Here is a 24,112-nt window from a genome sequence, read left to right as displayed (position 1 = left end):
CGCCCGGCCGTGCGCGCCCGTCGTCACTTTTCGACGATCGCCACGCGTATGCCGTTTGTAAGGATCGTAATTGTACCGGGTTCGTAGTTCACCCCGGCAAATTGCAGTTGTTCCGGCTTGAACGTGTAGATCGGATAGTTGGTCAGCAGCTGCGTCGCGAGCAGGCCGGCGGCCGCGCCGACCTGCTGCGCGTACATCTGCGCGTCGCCGTCGAGCGCGAGGCTGTCGACGGCCGGCGCCTTCAGCACGACGGAGCGGCTCGGCGCGTCGTACGCGAGCTGGCCCGACACGGTGAACTTGCCGCTGACGGGCCCGCGCAGGAACGGGCTCACGAAGTTCGCGTCGAGCTGCACGGCGACGCGGTTCTGGTCGGGCAGCAGGTTGACGGCCGGATTCGCGAGCGACACGTCGACAACCTGGGCGACCGTCTTCTGGTACGGAAACTTCCGCGCGACGGCCTTCTGCACGTCGCCGCGCGAGAACGTGTAGTGGTCGGGAATGAACGGGAACGTCGACGCGCACGCGGCAAGCGATACGCACACGCCGACGGCGCCGATGGCGGCAGCGAGAAAACGGCGCCGGCCGGGCGCGCGAGGGGCGGTCATGCTGATTTCTCTCCTGGATGCGCCGGCCGCGTCGCGGCCTCGAGGCGCGTGAGCCACGCGAGCGCGTCGTCGCGCGACGCGCCGCACATGTCGGCGGACGGCTGCAGCCCGGAACAGCACGCGGGGCGCTCGGGCCGGCCGAAGATCATGCAGCGCAGGTCGTCGCCGAGCTGCACGCAGCGCACGCCCGCCGGCTTGCCGTCGGACATGCCCGGAATCGGGCTGGAAATCGACGGCGCGATGCAGCACGCGCCGCAGCGCTCGCGGCACGCATGCGGCGGCGGGGCTTCGGCGGGCGCCGGGCGGACAGGCATTTCGACGGACACTCGGCTCTCTCGACGAACACGAAAAACGGTGCGGCAACCGGACGCGGCGTCCGGCAGCCCCACCCCGCATTGTGCCATCGCCGCTGCGACGTTATTACACAATGCAGCCCGACCGCGGGTTCATATACTCGAAAGCATCTAAAAAAAGCGCGAGACCGCCATGCGTTCTGGTTCTGCCGACCCGATGTTCCGTCCCGATTTGCTCACGAAATACGGCGTGAACGGGCCGCGCTATACGTCGTACCCGACCGCGCTGCAGTTCCGCGACGATTTCGATCCGGCCGACTACGTCCGCGCGGCCGGCGACCCCGGCGCGTCGTCGAGCGACCTGTCGCTGTACTTCCACATCCCGTTCTGCAACACCGCGTGCTTCTACTGCGGCTGCAACAAGATCGCGACCAACAACCGCCGCCGCGCGCGCCCGTATCTCGACCAGATCAAGCGCGAAATGGCGCTGCAGGCCGCGCTGTTCGATCCGTCCCGCCCCGTCACGCAACTGCACTGGGGCGGCGGCACGCCGACCTTCCTGTCCGACGACGAAACGGCCGAGCTGATGGCGGCCACGCGCGAGCATTTCGCGCTCGCGCCGGACACCGACGCCGAGTTCTCGATCGAGATCGATCCGCGCACGGTCACGCCGGCGACGCTCGTCCACCTGCGCACGATCGGCTTCAACCGGCTGAGCCTCGGCGTGCAGGATTTCGACCCGCTCGTGCAGCAGGCGATCAACCGCATCCAGCCGCGCGCGATGACGGCGGACCTGCTCGCAGCCGCACGGGCGACGGGCTTCCATTCGGTCAGCGTCGACCTGATCTACGGGCTGCCGCACCAGACGATCGCCGTGTTCGCACGCACGCTGGAGACGATCATCGAGCTCGCGCCCGATCGCCTGTCGGTGTTCGGCTACGCGCACATGCCGCATCTGTTCAAGATGCAGCGGCAGATCGACGATGCGACGCTGCCGCCGCCGGAAACGCGCATCGCGCTGCTCGGCCTCGCAATCGACATGCTGACGTCGGCCGGCTACGTGTACATCGGGATGGACCACTTCGCGCGGCCGTCCGACGAACTCGTGCGCGCGCAGCGCAACGGCACGCTGCAACGCAATTTCCAGGGCTACAGCACGCGCGCGGATGCCGACCTGATCGGCTTCGGCGTGTCGTCGATCGGCAAGGTCGGCGACGTCTACGCGCAGAACGCGAAGGACCTGCCCGCATACGGCGCCGCGCTCGACGCGGGCCGGCTGCCGATCGCGCGCGGCGTGCGGCTCACGCCGGACGACCGGCTGCGCCGCGACGTGATCACGCAACTGATGTGCAACCTCGAACTGCCGTTCTCGCATGTCGAGGCCGCGCACGGCATCCGCTTCGCCGATCATTTCGCGCGCGAGCTGGACGCGCTGCGTCCGTTCGAGCGCGACGGGCTGCTGACGATCGCGCGCGACCGGCTGACGATCCATCCGGCCGGCCGGATGGTCGTGCGCAACATCGCGATGGCGTTCGACGCGTACCTCGGCCAGACGCCGCGGCAGCGCTACTCGCGCACGGTCTAGCGCGCGCTTCGCGCCGGCCACGGGCGGGCGCCGGCCCGGCCGGTTTGATAGAGTGTGAGGCTTACATCCGCTTCGCCTGCCCTCCAAGATGCGCACCACCAAAGCGACCCACGCGGTCGAACGCCTGAAGACCCGCTCCGGCAACCCGCAATTCGCGGCCGTCGCGATGGCGGGCGGCCTGTTCTATCTCGTCGACCGCTCGGGCGGCACCGCCGAGAAGCGCTGCGAGCCGCTGCCGCTCGACGAGTTCGTCAAGTTCGTCGACGAATTTGGCCCTAAAAAACCGCGCAAGGCGAGCAAGCTCGACCTCGCGTTCGAGGCGCAGATCAAGAAGAGCAAAGGGTAAAGGTCTGTTGCAGGCCGCCTGAAGGCTTCGCGGCCGTGCCGTTTGGTACAATCACGAAGTTTCTCTACCCCCGCTGATGGCCGACCAGGCTGCGTGACCACACCATGAATATCGAAAACGCGCGTTTCAACATGATCGAACAGCAGATCCGTCCGTGGGACGTGCTGGATCTGGATGTCCTGGGCCTGCTGTCGATCGTCAAGCGTGAAAACTACGTGCCGGCCCAATACCGCGATCTCGCGTTCGCCGATCTCGAACTCCCGCTGCCGGGCGGCGCGAGCAAGATGCTGTTCCCGCGCGTCGAAGCGCGCGTGCTGCAGGAGCTGGCGGTCAAGAAGCACGAGAACGTGCTCGTGATCGGCGCGGGCTCGGGCTACCTGGCCGCGCTGTTCGCGCATCGCGCACAGCACGTTACGGCCGTCGAGATCGATCCGGCGATCGCGAAGTTCGCGGAAGACAACCTGCGCAACGACGGCGTGACCAATGCCGAAGTCGTGCTCGGCGACGGCTCGCGCGGCTGGGCGGCCAAGGCGCCGTACGACGTGATCTGCGTCGCGGGCGGCCTGCCGGTCGTGCCGCAGGAAATGCTCGAGCAGCTGAAGGTCGGCGGTCGCCTGTCGGCGTTCGTCGGCGGCCGTCCGGTGATGAAGGCGCAGATCATCACACGCATCGACGACAAGCAGTACCGCGTCGCCGACGTGTTCGAAACGTACATCGACCACCTCGTCAACGCGATCGAGCCGTCGCGCTTCAAGTTCTGAGCCGCGGAGCCTCCATGCAGATCCTGACGCCCGCGATGCTCGCGGAATGGCTCGGCGACACGGCGCGCCCCGCGCCCGTCGTGCTCGACGTGCGCGAGCCGTGGGAAATCGCGACCGCGCAGATCGCCGGCAGCGTGTCGATTCCGATGCAGCAGATTCCCGCGCGCAGCGAAGAACTCGACGACGACGCGGAAATCGTCTGCGTGTGCCATCACGGGATGCGCAGCGCGCAGGTCGCGATGTTCCTCGAATCGCGCGGCTTCACGAAGCTGTACAACCTGCAAGGCGGGATCGACGCGTGGTCGCGCGACGTCGATCCGTCCGTGCCGCGCTACTGATCGATCCTTCCGGCGGCGCATCGCGCGCCGCCGCGCCGCCCGGCACGCCGCCGCCGGCCGCACCGATCCGCCGAACGGGCGCGCACCGCGCGCCCGTTTCGCTTTCCTCCCCGGTTTCCCTGCATTTCGACGCCGCGGCACCGCCGTGCACCATTTGCGCCCGTGCGTCTGCACCGCAACGGACCGCGCATGCTGCACGGCGCGTCATCCGCACCGCGCCGATGCCCGCCGATGGTCCGCGCAGGCACGCCGGGCGTGCATCCGCGCGACTGGCACATGCCTTGCGTTACACGATGGCCGGCGCCGCCACGGCGCACGCGCATCCAACACGACAAGGGGATACCGATGAAACGTCGCAGTCTGTTGAAGTTCGGTTCGATGGCCGGCGCGCTCGCGCTGGCGGGCAAGAGCCCGTTCGCGCACGCGGCCGATGCGGGCACCGGCCCGATCAAGGTCGGCATCCTGCATTCGCTGTCGGGCACCATGGCGATCTCGGAGACGTCGCTGAAGGACACCGCGCTGATGACGATCGCCGACATCAACAAGAGCGGCGGCGTGATGGGCCGCAAGCTCGAACCGGTGGTGGTCGACCCGGCGTCGAACTGGCCGCTGTTCGCCGAGAAGGCGCGCCAGCTGCTCACGCAGGACAAGGTCGCCTGCGTGTTCGGCTGCTGGACGTCGGTGTCGCGCAAGTCGGTGCTGCCGGTGTTCGAGGAACTGAACGGGCTGCTCTACTACCCGGTGCAGTATGAAGGCGAGGAAATGTCGCGCAACGTGTTCTACACGGGCGCCGCGCCGAACCAGCAGGCGATTCCGGCAGTCGAGTACCTGATGAGCGCGGAAGGCGGCGGCGCGAAGCGCTTCTTCCTGCTCGGCACCGACTACGTATATCCGCGCACGACCAACAAGATCCTGCGCGCGTTCCTGAAATCGAAGGGCGTGAAGGACGCCGACATTCAGGAGGTCTACACGCCGTTCGGCCACAGCGATTACCAGACCATCGTCGCGAACATCAAGACCTTCGCGCAGGGCGGCAAGACGACCGTGATCTCGACGATCAACGGCGATTCGAACGTACCGTTCTACAAGGAGCTCGGCAACCAGGGGCTCAAGGCGACCGACGTGCCGGTCGTCGCGTTCTCGGTCGGCGAGGAAGAGCTGCGCGGGATCGATACGAAGCCGCTCGTCGGCCATCTCGCCGCGTGGAACTACTTCATGTCGGTGAAGAATCCGACCAACACGAAGTTCAAGGACCAGTTCGCCGCGTGGGTAAAGGCGAACAACCTGCCGGGCGGCGCGAAGCGCGTGACCAACGATCCGATGGAAGCCACCTACGTCGGGATCCATATGTGGAAGCAGGCCGTCGAGAAAGCGAAGAGCACCGACGTCGACAAGGTGCGCGTCGCGATGATCGGCCAGACGGTGGCCGCCCCGTCGGGCTTCACGCTCTCGATGGACGGCAACCACCACCTGCACAAGCCGGTGATGATCGGCGAGATCCGCGGCGACGGACAGTTCAACGTCGTGTGGAAGACGAAGACGGCCGTGCGCGCGCAGCCGTGGAGCCCGTACATCGCGGGCAACCAGGGCAAGCCGGACGTCGTGAGCTCGATCCCGGCGTTCCTGCGCCGGCAGCGCGCGGCGCTGGCGTGATGCCGAGCGGCGCGTCGCGCTTCGTGTGCGACGTGCCGCTCGCTTGCCCGCCCGCTGCCGATGCGCCGGCCGCGCTTGCCGTGACCCATCGCCGGCGCCACGCCGCACCGCTCCCCTTCCCCACGTCCGACAGGATTCCCCGATGCCTACACGCTTTCGCCGAGCCGCCCGCGCGATCGCGGCATGCGCCGCCCTCGCGGGCCTGCTGCCGCACGCCGCGTTCGCGCTGACCGCGGCCGACACCGCCGCGCTCGCCGGCGACGACTTCGACGCGAAGACGGCGGCGATCGAACGGCTCGCCGCCGACACCGACCCGCGCGCCGTTGCGGTGCTCAACGCGCTGTCGAGCGGCGATGCGCTCGCGACCGGCGACGGCCGGCTGCTGATCCAGTCCGGCGACACCGCGCACGACGCGCTCACGCAGGCCGCGACGCCGGCCGGCGACGCGCAGCCGGTGATGCTGAACAACCTGCTGCGCACGAAGATCGCCGGCGCGCTGTCGGGCCTCGCGCTCGCGTCGCCCGACGTGGCCGCGCGCCGCGACGCGATCGACGCGCTGCTGAAGTCGCCCGACCCGGCGCTCAAGCCGATGATCGACCGCGCCCGTGCAAAGGAAACCGATCCGGCATTGAAACGTCGCCTCGATGCGCTGTGGGCGATCGCCGCGCTGCACGATGCCGATCCGGCGAAACGCCTCGAAGCCGTGCAGGTGGTGGCCGCGCGCAGCGATCTCGACATGATCGAACAACTGCGCCCGCTCGTCGCGAAGAACGCCGACGGCAGCTACGCGGAACCCGACGCGCGCGTGCGCGACGCCGCGCAACACGGGCTCGATACGTTGCACGCGCTGCAGCGCCGCGGCGAAATCGTCGGCACGGTGTTCGCCGGCCTGTCGCTCGGCAGCGTGCTGCTGCTCGCCGCGCTCGGCCTCGCGATCACGTACGGGCTGATCGGCGTGATCAACATGGCGCACGGCGAATTCCTGATGATCGGTGCGTACGCAACCTATGTCGTGCAGACGCTGATCCAGCGCTACGCGCCCGGCGCATTCGACTGGTATCCGCTCGTCGCCGTGCCGGTGTCGTTCGCGGTGGCCGCGCTGGTCGGCATCGTGCTCGAACGGCTCGTACTGCGGCATCTGTACGGCCGCCCGCTCGAAACGCTGCTCGCGACCTTCGGCGTGAGCCTGATCCTGATCCAGGCGACGCGCATGCTGTTCGGCGCGCAGAACGTGCAGGTCGTGAACCCGTCGTGGATGAGCGGCGGCGTGACCGTGATGCAGAACCTGATCCTGCCGTACAACCGGCTCGCGATCCTCGCGTTCGCGCTCGCGGTGGTGTTCGTCGCGTGGGCCGTGCTGACGAAGACGCGGCTCGGCCTGTTCGTGCGCGCGGTCACGCAGAACCGCCGGATGGCCGCCTGCGTCGGCGTGAAGACCGCCCGCGTCGACGCGTATGCGTTCGCATTCGGCGCGGGGATCGCGGGCCTCGGCGGCTGCGCGCTGTCGCAGATCGGCAACGTGGGTCCCGACCTCGGCCAGAACTACATCATCGATTCGTTCATGGCCGTCGTGCTCGGCGGCGTCGGGCAGATCGCCGGCACCGTGCTCGGCGGCTTCGGGCTCGGCCTCGCGAGCAAGGCGATCGAACCGTTCTGGGGCGCCGTGCTCGCGAAGATCGCGGTGCTCGTGATGATCGTGCTGTTCATCCAGAAACGCCCGCAGGGCATGTTCGCGCCGAAGGGCCGCAGCGCGGAGGCTTGACGTGACTTCATACACCGATTCGATGTCGAACCCGGTCGCCGACGCGGCGAGGCCCGCCGGCGGCGCGCGCGCGGCGGACGGCTTCGCGCTCGGCCTGCCGCCCCGCCCCGCGCTGCTGTCGCGCCGCGCGTGGCTCGCGCTCGTCGCGCTGTGCGTGGCGATCGGCGTCGGCGTGCCGCTCGCCGCGCTCGTCGCGCCGGAAGCCAGCGCGTTCCATCTGTCCGCCTACACGATGACGCTCGCCGGCAAGCTGATGTGCTACGCGATCGCCGCGCTCGCGCTCGATCTCGTGTGGGGCTACTGCGGGATCCTGAGCCTCGGCCACGGCTTGTTCTTCGCGCTCGGCGGCTATGCGATCGGCATGTACTTGATGCGCGAGATCGGCCGCGACGGCAAGTACGGCAGCGACCTGCCCGACTTCATGGTGTTTCTCGACTGGCACCAGTTGCCGTGGTACTGGAGCGGCACGCAGCATCTCGCATGGGCGCTCGCGCTCGTCGTGCTCGTGCCGGCCGTGCTCGCGTGGGTGTTCGGCTTCTTCACGTTCCGCTCGCGCGTGAAGGGCGTGTACCTGTCGATCATCACGCAGGCCATGACGTTCGCCGCGATGCTGCTGTTCTATCGCAACGAGACGGGCTTCGGCGGCAACAACGGCTTCACCGATTTCAAGCGCATCGCCGGTTTCGCGATCACGTCGCCGGGCACGCGCACGGTGCTGTTGCTGCTGACCTTCGCGACGCTCGTGCTCGCGTTCGTCGCCGCGCGCGCGATCGTCACGAGCAAGCTCGGGCGCGTGGTGACCGCGGTGCGCGACGGCGAGACGCGGCTGATGTTCCTCGGCTACAGCCCGCTCGCGTACAAGCTGTTCGTGTGGACCGTGTCGGCCGTGCTGTGCGGCATCGCCGGCGCGCTGTACGTGCCGCAGGTCGGCATCATCAATCCCGGCGAGATGTCGCCCGGCAATTCGATCGAAATGGCGATCTGGGTCGCGGTGGGCGGGCGCGGCACGCTGATCGGGCCGATCGTCGGCGCGTTCGCGGTGAACGGCGCGAAGAGTTTCTTCACCGCGTATTTCGCCGAATACTGGCTGTTCTTCCTCGGCCTGATTTTCGTGCTCGTGCCGCTCTTGCTGCCGCGCGGAATCATGGGCCTCGTCGAAACCGTGCTCGCGAAGGGGAAACGCGCATGAACGGAACGGCTCTCTATCAGTTCACGCCACCGCCGCCCGAAGACGAGCTGCTCGCCGTCAGCGGCAGTGCGTCGATGGGGCGCGTCGTGCCGGCCGGCATCGACACGTCGCACGGGACGATCCTCTATCTCGAGGATATCGAGGTGAGCTTCGACGGCTTTCGCGCGCTGAAGAAGCTGTCGCTCGCGATCGACGCGGGCGAGCTGCGCTGCGTGATCGGCCCGAACGGCGCGGGCAAGACGACGATGATGGACGTCATCACCGGCAAGACGCGGCCCGATGCGGGCAAGGTGTTTCTCGGCCAGACCATCGATCTCGCGCGGATGAACGAACCCGAGATCGCGCGTGCGGGCATCGGCCGCAAGTTCCAGAAGCCGACCGTGTTCGAACAGCATCCGGTGTGGGAAAACCTCGAGCTCGCGATGCAGACCGACAAGGGCTGGCTCGCGTCGCTGCGCGCGCGGCTCGACCGCACCGCGCAGGCGAAGATCGAGGAGACGCTCGCGCTGATCGGCCTCGAAAGCCACGCGTATCGCGCGGCCGGCGAGCTGTCGCACGGGCAGAAGCAGCGGCTCGAAATCGGCATGCTGCTGATGCAGCGTCCCGCGCTGCTGCTGCTCGACGAGCCGGCGGCCGGGATGACCGACCACGAGACGATGGAACTCGCCGAGCTGCTGAACACGCTGCGCGGCACCTGCTCGATGATGGTCGTCGAGCACGACATGGAGTTCGTCGCGGCGCTCGCGGGCGACACGGGACGCGTGACGGTGATGGCCGAAGGCGCGGTGCTCGCGCACGGCACGCTCGACCAGGTCAAGCGCGACGAAGCGGTGATCGAGTCTTACCTCGGACGATGATGCGATGCTGAAAATCGAAGCGCTGAACCAGTACTACGGCGGCAGCCATATCCTGCGCAACGTGAACCTCGCGGCCGACGACGGCAAGCTGACCGTGCTGCTCGGCCGCAACGGCGTCGGCAAGAGCACGCTGCTGCGCTGCCTGATGGGGGTCGTCGCCGCGAAAAGCGGCAGCGTGTCGTGGCGCGGCACCGCGCTCGGCGCACTGCCGCCGTATGCGCGCGTCGCGGCCGGACTCGCGTACGTACCGCAGGGCCGCGACATCTTTCCGCGGCTCACCGTCGAGGAGAACCTGCTCGTCGGCGCGGCGAGCCGCAAGGCGCCGTCGAAGGTACCGGACCGCATCTACGACCTGTTCCCGGTGCTGAAGGACATGCGCGCGCGGCGCGGCGGCGACCTGTCGGGCGGCCAGCAGCAACAGCTCGCGATCGGCCGCGCGCTGATGAGCGAGCCGCAATTGCTGATCCTCGACGAGCCGACCGAAGGCATCCAGCCGTCGATCATCCAGGACATCGGCCGCACGCTGCGCCAGCTCGTCGACGAATCGAAGATGACCGTGCTGCTCGTCGAACAGTATTACGATTTCGCGCGATCGATCGCCGATCGCTACTGGGTGATGAGCCGCGGCGAGATCGTCGCGGGTGGTGACGCGCACGACATGGAGACGAACGGCGTGCGCGAGTTGATCGCGGTGTGACGGGCGGCACGGCAGTAGGCACCGCGGTAGGCACCGCGGGGGACATGTACGGCCGGCTCGCGGGGCGCACGCACGCGGCGCTTCCTGCGAACGCGGCATCTGCATTATTGTTCCGGTAGCATCCACGTTCTTCGCACCCGCTTCCTCGTTTCCCGTTCGCCGCCGATGTCTGCCCCCGATTCGCATGCCTCGCTGTCCCGCCCCGCCGTCGCCAAGTCGTGGCGCGGCCGCCTCGAACTCGGCTTCGAGCGGCACGGTGCGCGCACGACGCTCGCGCACCGGCTGCACGACGGCCCGCTGCGCGTGCAGCGGCCGCTGTATCCGGAAGGCGACGCGATCTGCCACGCCGTGATCGTCCATCCGCCGGGCGGCGTCGCGGGCGGCGACCGGCTCGACATCGACATCGCGCTCGGCGACGGCACGCACGCGGTGCTGACGACGCCCGGCGCGACCAAGTGGTACAAGTCGAACGGCCTCGACGCGACGCAGCGCATCGGCATCGCGGTCGGTGCGCACGCGAAGCTCGACTGGCTGCCGCAGAACAACCTGTTCTTCGACGCGGCGCACGCGGCGCTCGACTTCACGGTGACGCTCGGCGCAGGCGCGAGCGCGATCGGCTGGGACGCGACGCAGCTCGGCCGGCAGGCGGCCGGCGAAACGTGGTCGGCGGGACGCATCGCGTCGACGTCCGCGCTCGTCGATGCCGACGGCCGGCCGCTGTGGACCGAGCGCGCGCTGCTCGACGCGCGCGATCCGCTGCGCGGCGCGCTGCAGGGCCTCGCCGGCTTTCCCGCGTACGGCACGCTGTGGGCGGCCGGCGCCGCGTGCGACGCCGCGCTCGCCGAATCGCTCGCCGCGCGCATGCCGTTCGACGACACGCTGCGCGCGGGCGCCACCTGCGTGACGCCCGGCGTCGTGCTCGTCCGGGCGCTGGCGACGTCGATGGAAGCGCTGCAGCGCCACTTCACCGACTGCTGGCTGCAGTTGCGACCGATCGTGCACGGCGTCGACGCGCGGCCACTGCGCCTCTGGCAAACCTGAGCGCGCATCGCGCACCGTTTCGGCGCAACGCCGCCCCGCGCGGCGCACCCTCTACATGCATCACGCACCATGAATGCGCACGGCGGCACGCCGGATGCACATGGCACGCACCTTGCTGCTTACATAAGCGATACACGACGCACGCCGAACAGCGCGGTGCTACGATGATCCGCCCCCTGCCCGGTTGCGTGCGCACCGATAAAAATTACGTTTTCCTGAACGCCTGCCTTCATGAAACTGACTCCCCGCGAAAAGGACAAGCTGCTGATCTTCACGGCGGCGTTGCTTGCCGAACGCCGCCGCGCGCGCGGCCTGAAGCTCAACTATCCGGAGGCGGTGGCCTTCATCACCGCGGCGCTGATGGAAGCCGCGCGCGACGGCAAGACCGTGGCCGAGGTCATGCATTACGGCACGACGCTGCTCACGCGCGACGACGTGATGGACGGCGTGCCGGAAATGATTCCCGACATCCAGGTCGAGGCGACCTTCCCCGACGGCACGAAGCTCGTGACCGTCCACCACCCGATTCCGTGAGGCCCCCCGCATGATCCCCGGCGAAATCCTCACCGACGACGGCGAACACGAACTGAACGCGGGCCGCGCGACGCTGTCGCTCGTCGTCGCGAACACCGGCGATCGCCCGGTGCAGGTCGGCTCGCACTACCACTTCTTCGAAGTCAACGACGCGCTGTCGTTCGACCGCGCGGCCGCACGCGGCTTCCGGCTCAACATCGCGGCCGGCACGGCCGTGCGCTTCGAGCCGGGCCAGACGCGCACCGTCGAGCTCGTCGCCCTCGCGGGCGAGCGCGCCGTCTACGGTTTTCAGGGCAAGGTGATGGGGCCGCTGTAAGCCGCGCCCCGCTCTTCAGGAACAGCACATGACACTACGCTTGAGCCGCCGCGCGTACGCGGAAATGTTCGGGCCGACGACGGGCGACCGCGTGCGGCTCGCCGATACCGAACTGCTGATCGAGATCGAACGCGACTTCACGACCTATGGCGAGGAAGTGAAGTTCGGCGGCGGAAAAGTGATCCGCGACGGGATGGGCCAGTCGCAGCGCGTCGCCGCCGACGTACCCGATACCGTCATCACGAACGCGGTGATCCTCGATCACTGGGGTATCGTGAAGGCCGACATCGCGATCAAGCACGGCCGCATCGCCGCGATCGGCAAGGCCGGCAACCCCGACATCCAGCCGGGCGTGACGATCGCGATCGGCGCGGCCACCGAAGTGATCGCCGGCGAAGGGCTGATCGTGACGGCGGGCGGCATCGACACGCACATCCACTTCATCAGCCCGCAGCAGATCGACGAGGCGCTCGCGTCCGGCGTCACGACGATGCTCGGCGGCGGCACGGGGCCGGCCACCGGCACCAACGCGACCACCTGCACGCCGGGCCCGTGGCACATGGAGCGGATGCTGCAGGCGGCCGACGGCTGGCCGATCAACCTCGGCTTCCTCGGCAAGGGCAACGCGAGCCTGCCGCAGCCGCTCGTCGAGCAGATCGCGGCCGGCGCGATCGGCCTGAAGCTGCACGAGGACTGGGGCACGACGCCCGCCGCGATCGACAATTGCCTGTCGGTCGCCGACGACACCGACACGCAGGTCGCGATCCACACAGACACGCTGAACGAGGCCGGCTTCGTCGAATCGACGGTCGCCGCGTTCAAGGGCCGCACGATCCACACGTACCACACCGAAGGCGCGGGCGGCGGCCATGCGCCCGACATCCTGAAGGTGTGCGGCGAGATGAACGTGCTGCCGTCGTCAACCAATCCGACGCGTCCGTACACGATCAACACGCTCGACGAGCATCTCGACATGCTGATGGTGTGCCATCACCTCGATCCGTCGATCGCCGAGGATCTCGCGTTCGCCGAATCGCGCATTCGCCGCGAGACGATCGCGGCCGAGGACATCCTGCACGATCTCGGTGCGCTGTCGATGCTGTCGTCCGATTCGCAGGCGATGGGCCGCGTCGGCGAAGTGATCATCCGCACGTGGCAGACCGCGCACAAGATGAAGGTGCAACGCGGCGCGCTGCCGGAAGACAACGCGCGCAACGACAACTTTCGCGCGAAGCGCTACGTCGCGAAGTACACGATCAACCCGGCGCTCACGCACGGCATCGCGCACGAAGTCGGCTCGATCGAGCCCGGCAAGTGGGCCGACCTCGTGCTGTGGGAGCCCGCGTTCTTCGGGATCAAGCCGTCGATGATCCTCAAGGGCGGGATGATCGCCGTCGCGCAGATGGGCGACCCGAACGCGTCGATCCCGACGCCGCAGCCGGTTCACTATCGCGAGATGTTCGCGACGCGCGGCGGCGCGCTCGCGCGCACGTCGCTGACCTTCGTGTCGCAGCTGGCGGCCGATGCGGGCATCGCGGAGCGTTACGGCCTCGCGAAGCGGATCGTGCCGGTACGCAACTGCCGCAACGTGACGAAGGCCGACATGATCCACAACGCATGGCGTCCGTCGATCAGCGTCGATCCGGAAACCTACGACGTGATCGCCGACGGCCAGTTGCTCACCTGCGAACCGGCAACGGTGCTGCCGATGGCGCAGCGCTATTTCCTGTTCTGATCCGGAATCCTCGGTTTCATGCGCACCCTCGACAAACGCATTGCCCCGAACGTGAAACTCGCCGCGTCGCTCGTCGCGCGCGCGCCGACGCTCACGCTCGCCTATGACGCCCGCTGCAAGAGCCGCCTCGCGGCGACGCTCGACACCGGCGAGGACGTCGCGGTCCTGCTGCCGCGCGGCACCGTGCTGCGCGACGGCGACGTGCTCGTCGCCGACGACGGCGCGCTCGTGCGTATCGCCGCTGCACCCGAAACCGTGCTGCTCGTGCGCGCGGCCGACCCGCTCACGCTGATGCGCGCCGCCTACCATCTCGGCAACCGCCACACGCCGGTCGAGATCGGCGACGGCTACCTGAAGCTCGAGGCCGATCCCGTGCTCGCGGACATGCTGCGCCGGCTCGGCACGCAGGTCGAAGAGGCACGCGCGCCGTTCCAGCCGGAAGCCGGCGCGTACGGCGGCGGTCACAAGCACGGGCACGACGCGACGTTCGCCGAGGATTACGCGCTCGCGCAGCAGGTGTTCGGCGAGCACCACGGGCACTCGCACTCGCATTCGCATTCGCACGATCACGATCATCAGCATGGTCCCGGCTGCACGCACGGCCACCACGGTCATGACCACCACTGAACTCGTCGCGCTGCTGCACCTCGCGTCGCCCGCCTTGCCGATCGGCGCGTATAGCTACTCGCAGGGCCTCGAAGCCGCGCTCGACGCGAACCTGATCCGCGACGCCGATTCCGCGCGCGACTGGATCGCCAGCGGCCTGACCGACGTGCTCGCGCACGGCGAGTTGCCGTTCCTCGCGCACCAGCTCGCCCGCTGGCAGACGCACGACATTCGCGCACTCGGTGCCGAAAACGCGTGGTTCGTCGCGAGCCGCGAATCGGCCGAACTGCGCCGCGAAACCGAACAGATGGGCTGGTCGCTCGCGCAGCTGTGCGCGTCGCTCGACTGGGGCGACGCAGCACGCCGCGCGACGCTCGCATCGCTGTCGCCGATCGCGCTGCCGACCGCGTTCGCGTACGCGGCTGCCGCACACGACGCCAGCGCCGACGCGACGCTCGCCGCGTACGCATTCGGCTGGGTCGAGAACCAGACGTCCGCCGCGCTGAAGGCCGTGCCGCTCGGCCAGCTCGCCGGGCAACGCATCATCGTCGCGCTGCGCGGCGCGATCGACGCAGCCGTGCGCCGCGCGCTCGCGACGCCGCCCGACGCCGTCAACACGTTCGCGCCGCAGCTCGGCATCCTGTCCGCGCGGCACGAAACCCAGTACTCGCGGTTGTTCCGCTCCTGAATCTGATCCACACCATGAACGCACCCGCTCCCTCCTCCGCTCGCCGCACGAAGAAACTGCCGCCGCTGCGCGTCGGCATCGGCGGCCCCGTCGGCTCCGGCAAGACCACGCTGCTCGAAATGCTGTGCAAGGCGATGCGCGACCGGTACGACCTCGTCGCGATCACGAACGACATCTATACGAAGGAAGACCAGCGGCTGCTGACGGTCGCGGGCGCGCTGCCCGAGGAACGCATCATGGGCGTCGAGACGGGCGGCTGCCCGCACACGGCGATCCGCGAGGATGCGTCGATCAACCTCGAGGCCGTCGACCGGATGCTCGCGCGCTTTCCGGATGCCGACATCGTCTTCATCGAGTCGGGCGGCGACAATCTCGCGGCGACCTTCAGCCCCGAGCTGTCGGACCTGACGATCTACGTGATCGACGTGGCCGGCGGCGAGAAGATTCCGCGCAAGGGCGGCCCCGGCATCACGAAGTCCGACCTGCTCGTGATCAACAAGACCGACCTCGCGCCGCTGGTCGGCGCGAACCTCGACGTGATGGCGTCCGACACGCAAAAAATGCGCGGCGAGCGGCCTTACGTGATGACGAACCTGAAGGCGCTCGACGGCGTCTCCGACGTGATCGCGTTCATCGAGAAGAAGGGCTTGCTGACGGTGTGAGCGGCACGGCGGCGACCAGCGACGCCGCCACGCACGCGGGGCGGCGTCGCGCCGCCCGCCGTCTAAGCGTCGTCGTCGGAAGCGCCCGGCAGCCCACGCGCACCGGCTTCGCCGGCCGGCAGCAGCGCGGCGAGCACGTCGACCGTGCGCGCGGTCGCGCCGCGGTGACGAGACGCGAAGGCCGCGCCGGCCGCGCCCATCGCGATGCGCCGCGCCTTGTCGGCGAACAGCGCGTCGAGCACGTGCGCGAGATCGAGCGGATCCGCGACCTGCATCGCCGCACCGGCCGCGACCGCATCGGCGGTCGCCTGCGTGAAGTTGAACACGTGCGACCCGATCAGCACCGGCACGCCGACCGCGCACGCTTCGATCAGGTTCTGCCCGCCGAGCGGCAGCAGGCTGCCGCCGATGAACGCGATATCGGCCGCCGCGTAGTACGCGCCGAGCTCGCCCATCGAATCGCCGAGCAGCACCGTCACGTCGGCCGGCAGCGGTTCGGCGGCCGGCCGGCCGGCCGCGAGCGCGGCCGCATCGGCTGCCCAGGCGGAGCGCCGCACACACTTGAGCCCGCTGCGCACGACGAGCGCCTCGACTTCGGCGAAGCGCTGCGGATGACGCGGCACGAGCACCAGCAGCGCACCGGGCGTGCGCATTTCCGCGAACGCCTGCAGCACCAGCGCTTCCTCGTTCTCGCGCGTGCTGGCGGCGACCCACACCGGCCGCGCGCCGATTGCGTCGCGCCACGCATGGCCGCGTGCCGCGAGTTCCGGCGGCGTCGTCATGTCGAACTTCAGGTTGCCGAGCACGGTCACGTTGCGCGCGCCGAGCGACGTCAGCCGTTCCGCATCGGCCGGGCTCTGCGCGAGCACGCGCGAGAAGCCGCCGAACACGTCGCGCGTCGCCGCGCCGAACTTCGCCGCGCGCCGGAACGAACGCGCGGACATCCGCGCATTGGTCAGCACGAGCGGCACGTCCGCGCGGCGGCACTCGTCGATCAGCGTCGGCCACACCTCGGTTTCCATCACGAGACCGAGCGTCGGCCGCCATGCGTGCAGGAAGCGCCGCACCGCGCCCGGCATGTCGTACGGCAGGTAGCAGCGCAGCACGCGATCGCCGAAGATCTGTTCGCCCGTCGCGCGCCCGCTCGGCGTCATGTGCGTGAGCAGGATGCGCGCGTCGGGACGCGCGTGCATCAACGCGTCGATCAGCGGCTGCGCGGCGCGCGTCTCGCCGACCGACACCGCATGCACCCAGATCAGCGGCGCGCGATCGTCCGGCGAGCGGCCTGCGACGTGGCCGAAGCGCTCGCCGATATGCTCGCGATAGCCGCGCTCCTTGCGCGAACGCACATAGAGCCGGATGACGGCGGCCGGCGCGACGAGCCACCACAGCGCGCGATAGATCGCCCTCAGCATGCGGCCGCCCGGATGTTGCGTCGAAGCAGGTGCGCGCTCAAACCAGCGCCCTGCCCGTCAGGCGTTCGAGAATGCCGAGCGGCGCGCACTCGCGGCGCACCATCGCATCGACCGGCAGGAAGAAGGTCTGCTCGAGCATGAACTGGCCGGACATCACAGCGTGCGAAGTCTGATCGGAGAAACATATCCACACGCTGCCCGGCGGAAACGGCATCGTCTGTTGCGGGCAAGTTTTCTGGTAGTCGAGATCGGCCTTCATCCCGTCGTGCAGGTTCAGCATCAGGTGGTCGTATGCGCTGCGCGGCGATTTCGTCACGTGCAGCAGGTTCAGCAGCCACGCCGAGCCCGGCAACTGCGGCCGGATCTTCGGCAGAAAGCGCTTCGCGACGTCCTCGAACGGCTCGCCGACACGCCACACGCGCGGCGCGCCGGCCGGGTTCACGTTCGTGAACACGCGCAGGATCCGCTCGCCGTAGTTCGGCCGCGATGGAAAAGCGTCGACGTGCAGGCGGCTGTCGTCCTTGCGCCACGACGTCTGGCGCGTTTCGACCTGCATCAGCCGCAAGCTTGTCGGCGCGACGCGCAGCTTGCCGCGGTATTCGGGAAAGAGGCCGTCGACGAGCGTGCCGGCCTGCTGCTGGAAGCGCGCGACGAGCGCGCGCACAGCGGATTGCGTGACGCTGTCGCCGAGCACGCCGGCGAGCGCGCCGCCGTTCGGCGCGAGGCTGATGTTCTTGCGTTTCGGATCGGCGAGCGCCGGATCGAGCAGCGCTTCCTCGCCGCCTTCGATCGCGAAGCGCAGGTGCGGGAAATACAGCACCTTGCCTTCCTCGACCGCGGCGAGCAACTGCTCGCGCGGCGCCGACAGGTTGTGTCCGCTCCAGTCGGCGGACGGGACTTCGATGATCTGGGATTCGCTCATGATCGGTTCGCGTGTGGACAGCGTTACAGGAGACCGAAGCCCGCGAGCGCCGACTTCACCTGCGCGATCGACGGGGGCTGCCCCGCCGTGCCGAGATTGACGACGTTCGGCGACCAGTAGCCGCCGGTCCGCCAGGCCGTCGCGAAATTGTACAGTTCGACCGTCGGACGCTTCAGCGCGGCCGCGATGTGAACCAGACCTGTATCAACCCCGATCGTCGCGGCCGCGCCGTCGATCAGACCGACCACGGCCGGCAGCGACAGCTTCGGCGGCACGATCGCCGCCGCGCCGAATTCCTTCGCGAGCCGCTCGCTGGTCGCGCGTTCCGCGTCGTTGCCCCACGGCAGCACGAGCGACGCGCCGCGCCGCACGAGCGCCTGGCCGAGCTCGATCCATGCGGCGTCCGGCCACTGCTTGTCGGCGCGCGACGTCGCGTGGACGAACACGACGTACGGCACCGGCAGGTTCAGGCCGAGCGCGGCCACCGCGAGCGCCGCCGCCCGCGTGTCGAGGCCGAACTCGACCGGATCGGCCGGGGTCGGCGCCGGGTCGTCCAGCGCGGCCGCGACGAGCTGCCGCGAGCGCTCGACCACGTGCGTGCGCGGCGCGATCGGCACGCGCTTGCGGTAGAAGAAGCGCACCGGCCATTCGTAGCCGGCGCCGTCGGTCCGGTTGCCGAGCCCGACGAGCGGGCCGCGCGCCCAGCTCGCGACCCACGCCGTCTTGATGAGGCCCTGGCAGTCGATCACGAGGTCGTACTGCTCGGCCGCGAGGCGCCGACGGAACGCGCGGATCTCGCGCCACGTCGCGCCCGAGAACGGCTTCTTGCGCCAGCGGCGCAGCGAGAACGGCAGCACGTTGCGCACGCCGTCGACGAGCCGCACGAGGTCGACGAAGCTTTCCTCGACGAGCCAGTCGATCTGCGCATCGGGGTGACGGCGCCGGATATCGGCGATCACCGGCATGTTGTGCACGACGTCGCCCAGCGACGACACGCGCACGATCAGGATCTTTTGCACGCTGAAAAAACGCCGGCTGACAGCCGGCGACAGACATAAAGGGGGGATTTTATCCCGGCCGGACGACCGGACAGACAAAAAGCGGCCGCGCGCCCGTGGCACGCGCCGCTTTTCGAGATAAACACGGCCGACGAACCGGCCGTCGTACGGGCGGCCCGCCGGCCGCCGGCGCTCAGAACGGCAGCTTGACGTCCGGCTTCGCGGCCGTCAGCACGCGGCGGAAGTCTTCCTGGATGCGCTTGAGCCCTTCCTGCGTCTCGGCTTCGAAGCGCATCACGACGACCGGCGTCGTGTTCGACGAACGCGCGAGGCCGAAGCCGTCCGGGTACTCGACACGCAGGCCGTCGATCGTCACGACTTCGTCGGCGCCGTCGAACTTCGCCTCTTTCTGCAGTTGCTCGATCAGGCGGAAATTCTCGCCTTCGTCGAGCCAGAGCTGCAGTTCGGGCGTGCTCATCGCGTCCGGCAGGCTGTTGAGCAGCGCGCTCGGATCGGCCGTCTTCGCGAGGATTTCCAGCAGGCGCGCGCCGGTGTACAGGCCGTCGTCGAAGCCGTACCAGCGATCCTTGAAGAATACGTGGCCGCTCATTTCGCCGGCGAGCGGCGCACCCGTCTCGCGCAGCTTCGCCTTCACGAGCGAGTGGCCCGTCTTCCACATCAACGGCTCGCCGCCCTTCGACTTCACCCACTGCGCGAGGTGGCGCGTGCATTTCACGTCGTAGATGATCTGGGCGCCCGGGTTGCGCGACAGCACTTCTTCCGCGAACAGCATCAGCTGGCGGTCCGGATAGATGATCTGGCCGTCTTTCGTAACGACGCCCAGGCGATCGCCGTCGCCGTCGAACGCGAAGCCGAGCTCCGCATCGGTGTCCTTCAGCGCCTGGATCACGTCCTGCAGGTTTTCCGGGTGGGCGGGATCGGGGTGGTGATTCGGGAACGTGCCGTCGATGTCGGTGAAGCGCTCGACGAGTTCGCAGCCGAGCGCCTTGAACAGGCGCGTCGCGAGCGGGCCGGCCACGCCGTTGCCGGCGTCGACGACGAGCTTCAGCGGCCGCGCGAGCTTCACGTCGCCGACGATACGCGCGATGTACTGATCGGCAACGTCGATTGCTTCATACGTGCCGCTGCCCGTCTCGAACCGCTCGTCGACGATGCGGCGATACAGCGCCTGGATCTGCTCGCCGTAGATCGCCGCGCCGCGCAGCACCATCTTGAAGCCGTTGTAGTCGGGCGGGTTGTGGCTGCCCGTGACGACGATGCACGAATCGACGCGGCGCTCGCCGCCCTTCAGCGCCAGCGGCACGTTCGCCGCGAAATAGCCGACCGGCGTCGGCACCATGCCGACGTCGACGACGTCGACACCGGCCGCACGCAGGCCGTCTGCCAGCGCGCCGACGAGTTCCGGCCCGGACAGGCGGCCGTCGCGCGCGACGACGACCGCATCGCCGCCCTGCGCACGCACTTCGCTGCCGAATGCGCGGCCGATCCCGCGCGCCGTGTCGACGTCGAGCGTCTTGCCGACCACGCCACGGATGTCATATGCCTTGAAGATGGATTGGGAGATCATCGATTCTCTTCTCTCTCAGTTGCGTGCATGGAAAATTGTCTGGCTTGGCTGGCCGCCTCTCGCCGGTGCCGCGCATGATACATGCGGCCCCGCAAAACAAGGAACGGAACGGCTGGAGCGGTCGCGATCCCACTTATAATCGCGGGTTTCGATGACGCGCATACCGCCCATTTTAATGCCTAGCCGTCCCGCCGCCGCCCACCCGCCGCTTCCGGCCGCCCCCCGCGCGCGCCACCGCTGCCGCGCATGCTGAAGCGCTTCGGCAACCCGGACGTCGCGAAGGCCGTCGCGAACCTCGTCTGGCTGGGGCTCGAACGGCTCACGCAAATCGGCGTCGCGATCGCGATCAGCGGCCTGCTGGCCCGTTATTTCGGGCCAGATGTGTTCGGCAAATGGCAGTATGCGAATACGCTTCTCCTGGTACTGGCGCCGCTCACCTGGGTGTGCGGCGCGGAAATCCTCGTCCCGACCATCGTCCAGCGCCCGCCCGCCCAGCTCGGCGCGGTGCTCGGCAGCGCGTTCGTGCTGCGCATCGCCGTGTCGGTCGCCGCGCTCGCCGCGACCTGGATCGCGATCGCCGCGGGCGCGTTCGACCCGCTGGTCGGCGCGATGCTCGCGGGCCTCGCGGTCACGATGGTGTTTCGCGAACCGTTCGTCGGCGCGATCAACGCGTGGCTGCAGAGCATGACCTACAGCAAGCCGCAGCTCGTCACCAGCATGGTCACCGCGCTCGCGAAGGCGCTGCTCGTGTGGCTCTTGGTGCGCGCGGCCGCCGGCCCCGCCCGCTTCGCGTGGCTGTGGGCGCTGGAAGCCGCCGCGATCGGCCTCGCGCTGCTGCTGTACTACCGCCATCGTAACGGCGGTGCGCTCGGCTGGACGTTCGACACACCGCTGTTCCGGCACTTTGCAACGGCCGGCACCGTGTTCTGGCTCGGCCTCATCTGCATGTACCTGTTCCTGAAACTCGACCGCCTGATGCTCGAGCGCCACGTGTCGTTCGCCGATCTCGGCCGCTATTCGGCCGCGCAGCAGCTCAACGAGAACTGGATCACGCTCGCGCTGATGCTCGCGCAGACCATCGCGCCCGCGTTCGTGTACCGCGTGCAGGACGTCGCGCGGCTGCGCCGCAACATCGTCCGGCTGATCGCGATGACGGCCGGCCTGATGATGGCCGGCGCGCTCGTGCTCGACGCGGCCGCCCCGCTGATCGTCGGCAAGGTGTTCGGCCGCGGCTACGAGGCGTCCGTCGACATCTTCCGCTGGGCCGTCTGGCTGTCCGTGCCGGCCGGCATCGAGGCGATAGGCAATCTTATCGTTCTCAAATATCAAGCAAAATTCGTGTTGCTCACGAAATGGCTGCTCGCGCTGGCGATCGCCGCGCTCGTCAACCTGTTCGCGATCCCGCGGCTCGGCCTGTACGGCGCGCTCGTCGGGCTGGCGGCCGGCTACCTGGCTGCTGCCGCCGTCAACTTTTATTACATCCGTTTCAAGCTGCGAACATGACGTCCCCTGATTGCCCGCTCCCGCTCGACGACGTGGCCGTGCTGATGCCGGCCTACAACGGGCACGACGACGTCGCCCGCACCCTCGCGTCGTTTCGCGAGGATGCGCGCGTGCACGTGCTGATCGTCGACGACGGCAGCACGCCGCCGATCGTCGCGCCCGACCTGCCGGGCCTCGCGATCGACGTGCTGCGCATGCCGCAAAACGGCGGCATCGAACGCGCGCTGGCGGCCGGCATCGACGCGCTCGCCGCGCGCGGCTTCCGCTATGCGGCCCGCATCGATGCGGGCGATCTCGCCGCGCCGCGGCGCCTCGCGAAGCAGCGCGCCTATCTCGGCGCCCACCCGCGCGTGGCCTGCGTCGGCATGTGGACGCAGGTCGTGTCGCGCGCCGGCGAGCCGCGCTTCATGCTGACGCCGCCCGCCGACCCGCGCACGTTGCGCCGCACGCGCTTCCTGCGCTCGCCGCTCGTGCATCCGTCGGTCATGTTGCGCATCGACGCCGTGCGCGAAGTGGGCAACTATCGGGCGAAGTACCGTGCGGCCGAGGATCTCGATCTTTTTTTACGGTTAATGCAACGCTACGATTGCGCGAACCTGCCGGAACTCGGCCTGTATTACGAGCTTAACGAGGGCGGGATCAGCGCGACCAAACGCCGGCGCCAGCTGGTGTCGACGCTCACGCTGCTGCTGCGCCACTTCAACGTGCTGAACCCGTACGACTGGGCCGGCCTCGCCAAGAACCTGCTGCATTTCGTGACGCCGTACCGTACGCTGCAGCGCATCAAGCAGACGCTGTTCGGCGCACGGCCGTCCGCCTGACGCGTATCCGGCCCGTTCGGCAATTTCGACGCTTTATTTTTTCTTTTTTTCATGTCCGCCACCTCCCCGCTGCGCATCGCGCTCGTCTGCAACACGGCCTGGGCGATCCATACGTATCGCCACGGGCTGATCCGTGCGCTCGTCGCGCGCGGCGCCGAGGTCATCGTGATCGCCCCGCACGATCGCACGGTGCCGCTGCTCGAGCAGATGGGCTGCCGTTACGTGGCGCTTGCCGTCGCGTCGAAAGGCACGAGCCCGCGCGAGGATCTCGGCACGCTCGCCGCGCTCGCGCGGCACTACCGCGCGCTGCGGCCCGATCTCGTGTTCCATTACACGATCAAGCCGAACATCTACGGGTCCGTCGCCGCATGGCTCGCGCGCGTGCCGTCGATCGCGGTGACGACGGGCCTCGGCTACGTGTTCATCCAGAAGAGCCGCGCGGCGAGCGTCGCGAAGCGCCTGTACCGGTTCGCGTTCCGCTTCCCGCGCGAGGTGTGGTTCCTCAATCGCGACGATCTCGCGACCTTCACCGACGAGCGCTTGCTCGCGCATCCCGAGCGCGCGCGGCTGCTGCACGGCGAAGGCGTCGATCTCGAACAGTTCTCGCCCGTGCCGTTGCCGGGCGGCGACGCGCCCGTCTTCATCCTGATCGGCCGGCTGCTGTGGGACAAGGGCGTGCGCGAATACGTGGAAGCCGCGCGTCTCGTGCGCGAACGCTTCCCGGACGCGCGCTTCCAGCTGCTCGGGCCGCTCGGCGTCGACAATCCGAGCGCGATCGGTCGCGCGGACGTCGACGCGTGGGTCGACGAAGGCATCGTCGAGTATCTCGGCGAAGCGCACGACGTGCGCCCGCACATCGCGGCGGCCGACTGCGTCGTGCTGCCGTCGTACCGCGAAGGCGTGCCGCGCACGTTGATGGAAGCATCGGCGATGGGCCGCCCGATCGTCGCGACCGACGTGCCGGGCTGCCGCGACGTCGTCACCGACGGCGAAACGGGGTTCCTGTGCCGCGTGCGGGACAGCGCGAGCCTCGCCGAACAACTGAATCGCATGATCGCGCTCGGGCCGCAAGGCCGTGCGGCGATGGGCGCACGCGGCCGGCACAAGGTCGCGGCGGAATTCGACGAACAGCAGGTCGTCGAACGCTACAGGGAGACCATCCATTCGTTGACGGGATTCACACTCTGAAGGAGCGCA

At 68.7% G+C, this 24,112-nt stretch carries 25 protein-coding genes; 19 read left to right on the top strand and 6 right to left on the bottom strand.

Translation table 11 applies throughout. The annotated features are described in order from the left end of the window. Nucleotides 1-23 precede the first annotated feature (23 nt). Together CFB49_RS04165 and CFB49_RS04160 are read right to left on the bottom strand one after the other, a co-directional pair. Nucleotides 24-605: a DUF1439 domain-containing protein gene (locus CFB49_RS04165; RefSeq protein ID WP_089434662.1), complete on the bottom strand. Its 582-nt coding sequence runs from the start codon at nt 603-605 to the stop codon at nt 24-26. Then, on the bottom strand, nt 602-919 hold the full coding sequence (locus CFB49_RS04160; RefSeq protein WP_089491410.1) for a YkgJ family cysteine cluster protein: 318 nt from the start codon (nt 917-919) through the stop codon (nt 602-604). The genes CFB49_RS04165 and CFB49_RS04160 overlap by 4 nt, the downstream gene beginning before the upstream one ends. A 172-nt stretch (nt 920-1,091) precedes the next feature. Between CFB49_RS04160 and hemN the strand changes: the two genes are divergently transcribed. From hemN to ureG, 16 genes are all read left to right on the top strand, one after another. Then, nucleotides 1,092-2,483, top strand: coding sequence for an oxygen-independent coproporphyrinogen III oxidase (gene hemN, locus CFB49_RS04155; RefSeq protein ID WP_089490750.1), 1,392 nt, complete (start codon nt 1,092-1,094; stop codon nt 2,481-2,483). 88 nt (nt 2,484-2,571) lie between these two features. Next, nucleotides 2,572-2,829 (top strand): hypothetical protein, encoded by a 258-nt coding sequence (locus CFB49_RS04150; protein WP_006488573.1) that lies wholly within the window; start codon nt 2,572-2,574, stop codon nt 2,827-2,829. 104 nt (nt 2,830-2,933) lie between these two features. Next, nucleotides 2,934-3,590, top strand: coding sequence for a protein-L-isoaspartate O-methyltransferase family protein (locus tag CFB49_RS04145; protein WP_089490749.1), 657 nt, complete (start codon nt 2,934-2,936; stop codon nt 3,588-3,590). 14 nt (nt 3,591-3,604) lie between these two features. After that, complete coding sequence (locus CFB49_RS04140; RefSeq protein ID WP_089490748.1) at nt 3,605-3,928, top strand: rhodanese-like domain-containing protein; 324 nt, start codon at nt 3,605-3,607, stop codon at nt 3,926-3,928. A gap of 345 nt (nt 3,929-4,273) precedes the next feature. Next, the gene (gene urtA / locus CFB49_RS04135; protein ID WP_069621162.1) at nt 4,274-5,581 is read left to right on the top strand and encodes an urea ABC transporter substrate-binding protein; all 1,308 of its coding nucleotides are present in this window, start codon (nt 4,274-4,276) and stop codon (nt 5,579-5,581) included. A 142-nt stretch (nt 5,582-5,723) separates the two neighbouring features. Continuing rightward, on the top strand, nt 5,724-7,343 hold the full coding sequence (urtB, locus tag CFB49_RS04130; protein ID WP_089490747.1) for an urea ABC transporter permease subunit UrtB: 1,620 nt from the start codon (nt 5,724-5,726) through the stop codon (nt 7,341-7,343). A gap of 1 nt (nt 7,344) precedes the next feature. Beyond that, nucleotides 7,345-8,532 (top strand): urea ABC transporter permease subunit UrtC, encoded by a 1,188-nt coding sequence (gene urtC, locus CFB49_RS04125; RefSeq protein WP_089490746.1) that lies wholly within the window; start codon nt 7,345-7,347, stop codon nt 8,530-8,532. Beyond that, nucleotides 8,529-9,389 (top strand): urea ABC transporter ATP-binding protein UrtD, encoded by an 861-nt coding sequence (gene urtD, locus CFB49_RS04120; RefSeq protein WP_069621165.1) that lies wholly within the window; start codon nt 8,529-8,531, stop codon nt 9,387-9,389. The genes urtC and urtD overlap by 4 nt, the downstream gene beginning before the upstream one ends. Nucleotides 9,390-9,393: 4 nt before the next feature. Continuing rightward, nucleotides 9,394-10,086 carry an urea ABC transporter ATP-binding subunit UrtE gene (urtE, locus tag CFB49_RS04115; protein ID WP_069621166.1) on the top strand — a complete coding sequence of 231 codons (693 nt, stop codon included), beginning with the start codon at nt 9,394-9,396 and terminating at the stop codon, nt 10,084-10,086. Between the two features lie 165 nt (nt 10,087-10,251). Beyond that, nucleotides 10,252-11,127, top strand: coding sequence for an urease accessory protein UreD (locus CFB49_RS04110; protein WP_089434658.1), 876 nt, complete (start codon nt 10,252-10,254; stop codon nt 11,125-11,127). Between the two features lie 231 nt (nt 11,128-11,358). Beyond that, nucleotides 11,359-11,661: an urease subunit gamma gene (ureA, locus tag CFB49_RS04105; RefSeq protein WP_006406310.1), complete on the top strand. Its 303-nt coding sequence runs from the start codon at nt 11,359-11,361 to the stop codon at nt 11,659-11,661. Between the two features lie 10 nt (nt 11,662-11,671). Beyond that, nucleotides 11,672-11,977 carry an urease subunit beta gene (locus CFB49_RS04100; RefSeq protein WP_011544772.1) on the top strand — a complete coding sequence of 102 codons (306 nt, stop codon included), beginning with the start codon at nt 11,672-11,674 and terminating at the stop codon, nt 11,975-11,977. Nucleotides 11,978-12,005: 28 nt separating this feature from the next. Next, nucleotides 12,006-13,712 (top strand): urease subunit alpha, encoded by a 1,707-nt coding sequence (gene ureC / locus CFB49_RS04095; RefSeq protein ID WP_069621168.1) that lies wholly within the window; start codon nt 12,006-12,008, stop codon nt 13,710-13,712. Between the two features lie 18 nt (nt 13,713-13,730). Beyond that, the gene (ureE, locus tag CFB49_RS04090) at nt 13,731-14,339 is read left to right on the top strand and encodes an urease accessory protein UreE (RefSeq protein WP_089490745.1); all 609 of its coding nucleotides are present in this window, start codon (nt 13,731-13,733) and stop codon (nt 14,337-14,339) included. Beyond that, complete coding sequence (locus tag CFB49_RS04085) at nt 14,326-15,006, top strand: urease accessory protein UreF (RefSeq protein ID WP_089491409.1); 681 nt, start codon at nt 14,326-14,328, stop codon at nt 15,004-15,006. The genes ureE and CFB49_RS04085 overlap by 14 nt, the downstream gene beginning before the upstream one ends. Before the next feature lie 14 nt (nt 15,007-15,020). Then, on the top strand, nt 15,021-15,668 hold the full coding sequence (gene ureG, locus CFB49_RS04080) for an urease accessory protein UreG (RefSeq protein WP_089434654.1): 648 nt from the start codon (nt 15,021-15,023) through the stop codon (nt 15,666-15,668). Between the two features lie 62 nt (nt 15,669-15,730). Here ureG and waaA read toward each other — a convergent pair whose 3' ends face one another. The 4 genes from waaA to CFB49_RS04060 form a co-directional block, all read right to left on the bottom strand. Beyond that, nucleotides 15,731-17,083: a lipid IV(A) 3-deoxy-D-manno-octulosonic acid transferase gene (gene waaA, locus CFB49_RS04075; RefSeq protein WP_089490744.1), complete on the bottom strand. Its 1,353-nt coding sequence runs from the start codon at nt 17,081-17,083 to the stop codon at nt 15,731-15,733. A gap of 37 nt (nt 17,084-17,120) precedes the next feature. Further along, complete coding sequence (locus CFB49_RS04070) at nt 17,121-18,005, bottom strand: Kdo hydroxylase family protein (RefSeq protein ID WP_089434652.1); 885 nt, start codon at nt 18,003-18,005, stop codon at nt 17,121-17,123. Between the two features lie 23 nt (nt 18,006-18,028). Then, on the bottom strand, nt 18,029-19,024 hold the full coding sequence (waaC, locus tag CFB49_RS04065; protein WP_069621173.1) for a lipopolysaccharide heptosyltransferase I: 996 nt from the start codon (nt 19,022-19,024) through the stop codon (nt 18,029-18,031). Between the two features lie 172 nt (nt 19,025-19,196). Then, on the bottom strand, nt 19,197-20,591 hold the full coding sequence (locus CFB49_RS04060; protein WP_006496638.1) for a phosphomannomutase/phosphoglucomutase: 1,395 nt from the start codon (nt 20,589-20,591) through the stop codon (nt 19,197-19,199). Nucleotides 20,592-20,837: 246 nt separating this feature from the next. Here CFB49_RS04060 and CFB49_RS04050 point away from each other — a divergent pair, with 246 nt between their 5' ends. From CFB49_RS04050 to CFB49_RS04040, 3 genes are read left to right on the top strand one after another with little or no spacing between them, the layout of a single operon-like run. Continuing rightward, nucleotides 20,838-22,094 carry a lipopolysaccharide biosynthesis protein gene (locus tag CFB49_RS04050; RefSeq protein ID WP_089490743.1) on the top strand — a complete coding sequence of 419 codons (1,257 nt, stop codon included), beginning with the start codon at nt 20,838-20,840 and terminating at the stop codon, nt 22,092-22,094. Then, nucleotides 22,091-22,915: a glycosyltransferase gene (locus CFB49_RS04045; protein WP_089490742.1), complete on the top strand. Its 825-nt coding sequence runs from the start codon at nt 22,091-22,093 to the stop codon at nt 22,913-22,915. Before CFB49_RS04050 ends, CFB49_RS04045 begins: the two co-directional genes overlap by 4 nt. A gap of 51 nt (nt 22,916-22,966) precedes the next feature. Then, complete coding sequence (locus tag CFB49_RS04040) at nt 22,967-24,103, top strand: glycosyltransferase family 4 protein (protein WP_089490741.1); 1,137 nt, start codon at nt 22,967-22,969, stop codon at nt 24,101-24,103. The last annotated feature ends 9 nt before the right edge of the window (nt 24,104-24,112 follow it).

This window comes from Burkholderia sp. AU17457, from assembly GCF_002223255.1.
Lineage (GTDB): Bacteria > Pseudomonadota > Gammaproteobacteria > Burkholderiales > Burkholderiaceae > Burkholderia > Burkholderia sola.
This window is presented reverse-complemented; position numbering and strand designations above follow the sequence as displayed.

Bases quoted from the DNA above. Each gene is read 5' to 3' on its own strand.
- CFB49_RS04150 (WP_006488573.1), top strand. From the start codon at position 2,572: ATGCGCACCACCAAAGCGACCCACGCGGTCGAACGCCTGAAGACCCGC.
- ureE (WP_089490745.1), top strand. From the start codon at position 13,731: ATGCGCACCCTCGACAAACGCATTGCCCCGAACGTGAAACTCGCCGCG.
- CFB49_RS04045 (WP_089490742.1), top strand. From the start codon at position 22,091: ATGACGTCCCCTGATTGCCCGCTCCCGCTCGACGACGTGGCCGTGCTG.
- urtE (WP_069621166.1), top strand. From the start codon at position 9,394: ATGCTGAAAATCGAAGCGCTGAACCAGTACTACGGCGGCAGCCATATC.
- ureG (WP_089434654.1), top strand. From the start codon at position 15,021: ATGAACGCACCCGCTCCCTCCTCCGCTCGCCGCACGAAGAAACTGCCG.
- urtA (WP_069621162.1), top strand. From the start codon at position 4,274: ATGAAACGTCGCAGTCTGTTGAAGTTCGGTTCGATGGCCGGCGCGCTC.
- CFB49_RS04070 (WP_089434652.1), bottom strand. From the start codon at position 18,005: ATGAGCGAATCCCAGATCATCGAAGTCCCGTCCGCCGACTGGAGCGGA.
- waaA (WP_089490744.1), bottom strand. From the start codon at position 17,083: ATGCTGAGGGCGATCTATCGCGCGCTGTGGTGGCTCGTCGCGCCGGCC.
- CFB49_RS04110 (WP_089434658.1), top strand. From the start codon at position 10,252: ATGTCTGCCCCCGATTCGCATGCCTCGCTGTCCCGCCCCGCCGTCGCC.
- CFB49_RS04100 (WP_011544772.1), top strand. From the start codon at position 11,672: ATGATCCCCGGCGAAATCCTCACCGACGACGGCGAACACGAACTGAAC.
- urtB (WP_089490747.1), top strand. From the start codon at position 5,724: ATGCCTACACGCTTTCGCCGAGCCGCCCGCGCGATCGCGGCATGCGCC.
- CFB49_RS04140 (WP_089490748.1), top strand. From the start codon at position 3,605: ATGCAGATCCTGACGCCCGCGATGCTCGCGGAATGGCTCGGCGACACG.
- CFB49_RS04085 (WP_089491409.1), top strand. From the start codon at position 14,326: ATGACCACCACTGAACTCGTCGCGCTGCTGCACCTCGCGTCGCCCGCC.
- CFB49_RS04040 (WP_089490741.1), top strand. From the start codon at position 22,967: ATGTCCGCCACCTCCCCGCTGCGCATCGCGCTCGTCTGCAACACGGCC.
- urtD (WP_069621165.1), top strand. From the start codon at position 8,529: ATGAACGGAACGGCTCTCTATCAGTTCACGCCACCGCCGCCCGAAGAC.
- ureA (WP_006406310.1), top strand. From the start codon at position 11,359: ATGAAACTGACTCCCCGCGAAAAGGACAAGCTGCTGATCTTCACGGCG.
- CFB49_RS04165 (WP_089434662.1), bottom strand. From the start codon at position 605: ATGACCGCCCCTCGCGCGCCCGGCCGGCGCCGTTTTCTCGCTGCCGCC.
- ureC (WP_069621168.1), top strand. From the start codon at position 12,006: ATGACACTACGCTTGAGCCGCCGCGCGTACGCGGAAATGTTCGGGCCG.
- CFB49_RS04160 (WP_089491410.1), bottom strand. From the start codon at position 919: ATGCCTGTCCGCCCGGCGCCCGCCGAAGCCCCGCCGCCGCATGCGTGC.
- CFB49_RS04060 (WP_006496638.1), bottom strand. From the start codon at position 20,591: ATGATCTCCCAATCCATCTTCAAGGCATATGACATCCGTGGCGTGGTC.
- hemN (WP_089490750.1), top strand. From the start codon at position 1,092: ATGCGTTCTGGTTCTGCCGACCCGATGTTCCGTCCCGATTTGCTCACG.
- CFB49_RS04145 (WP_089490749.1), top strand. From the start codon at position 2,934: ATGAATATCGAAAACGCGCGTTTCAACATGATCGAACAGCAGATCCGT.
- CFB49_RS04050 (WP_089490743.1), top strand. From the start codon at position 20,838: ATGCTGAAGCGCTTCGGCAACCCGGACGTCGCGAAGGCCGTCGCGAAC.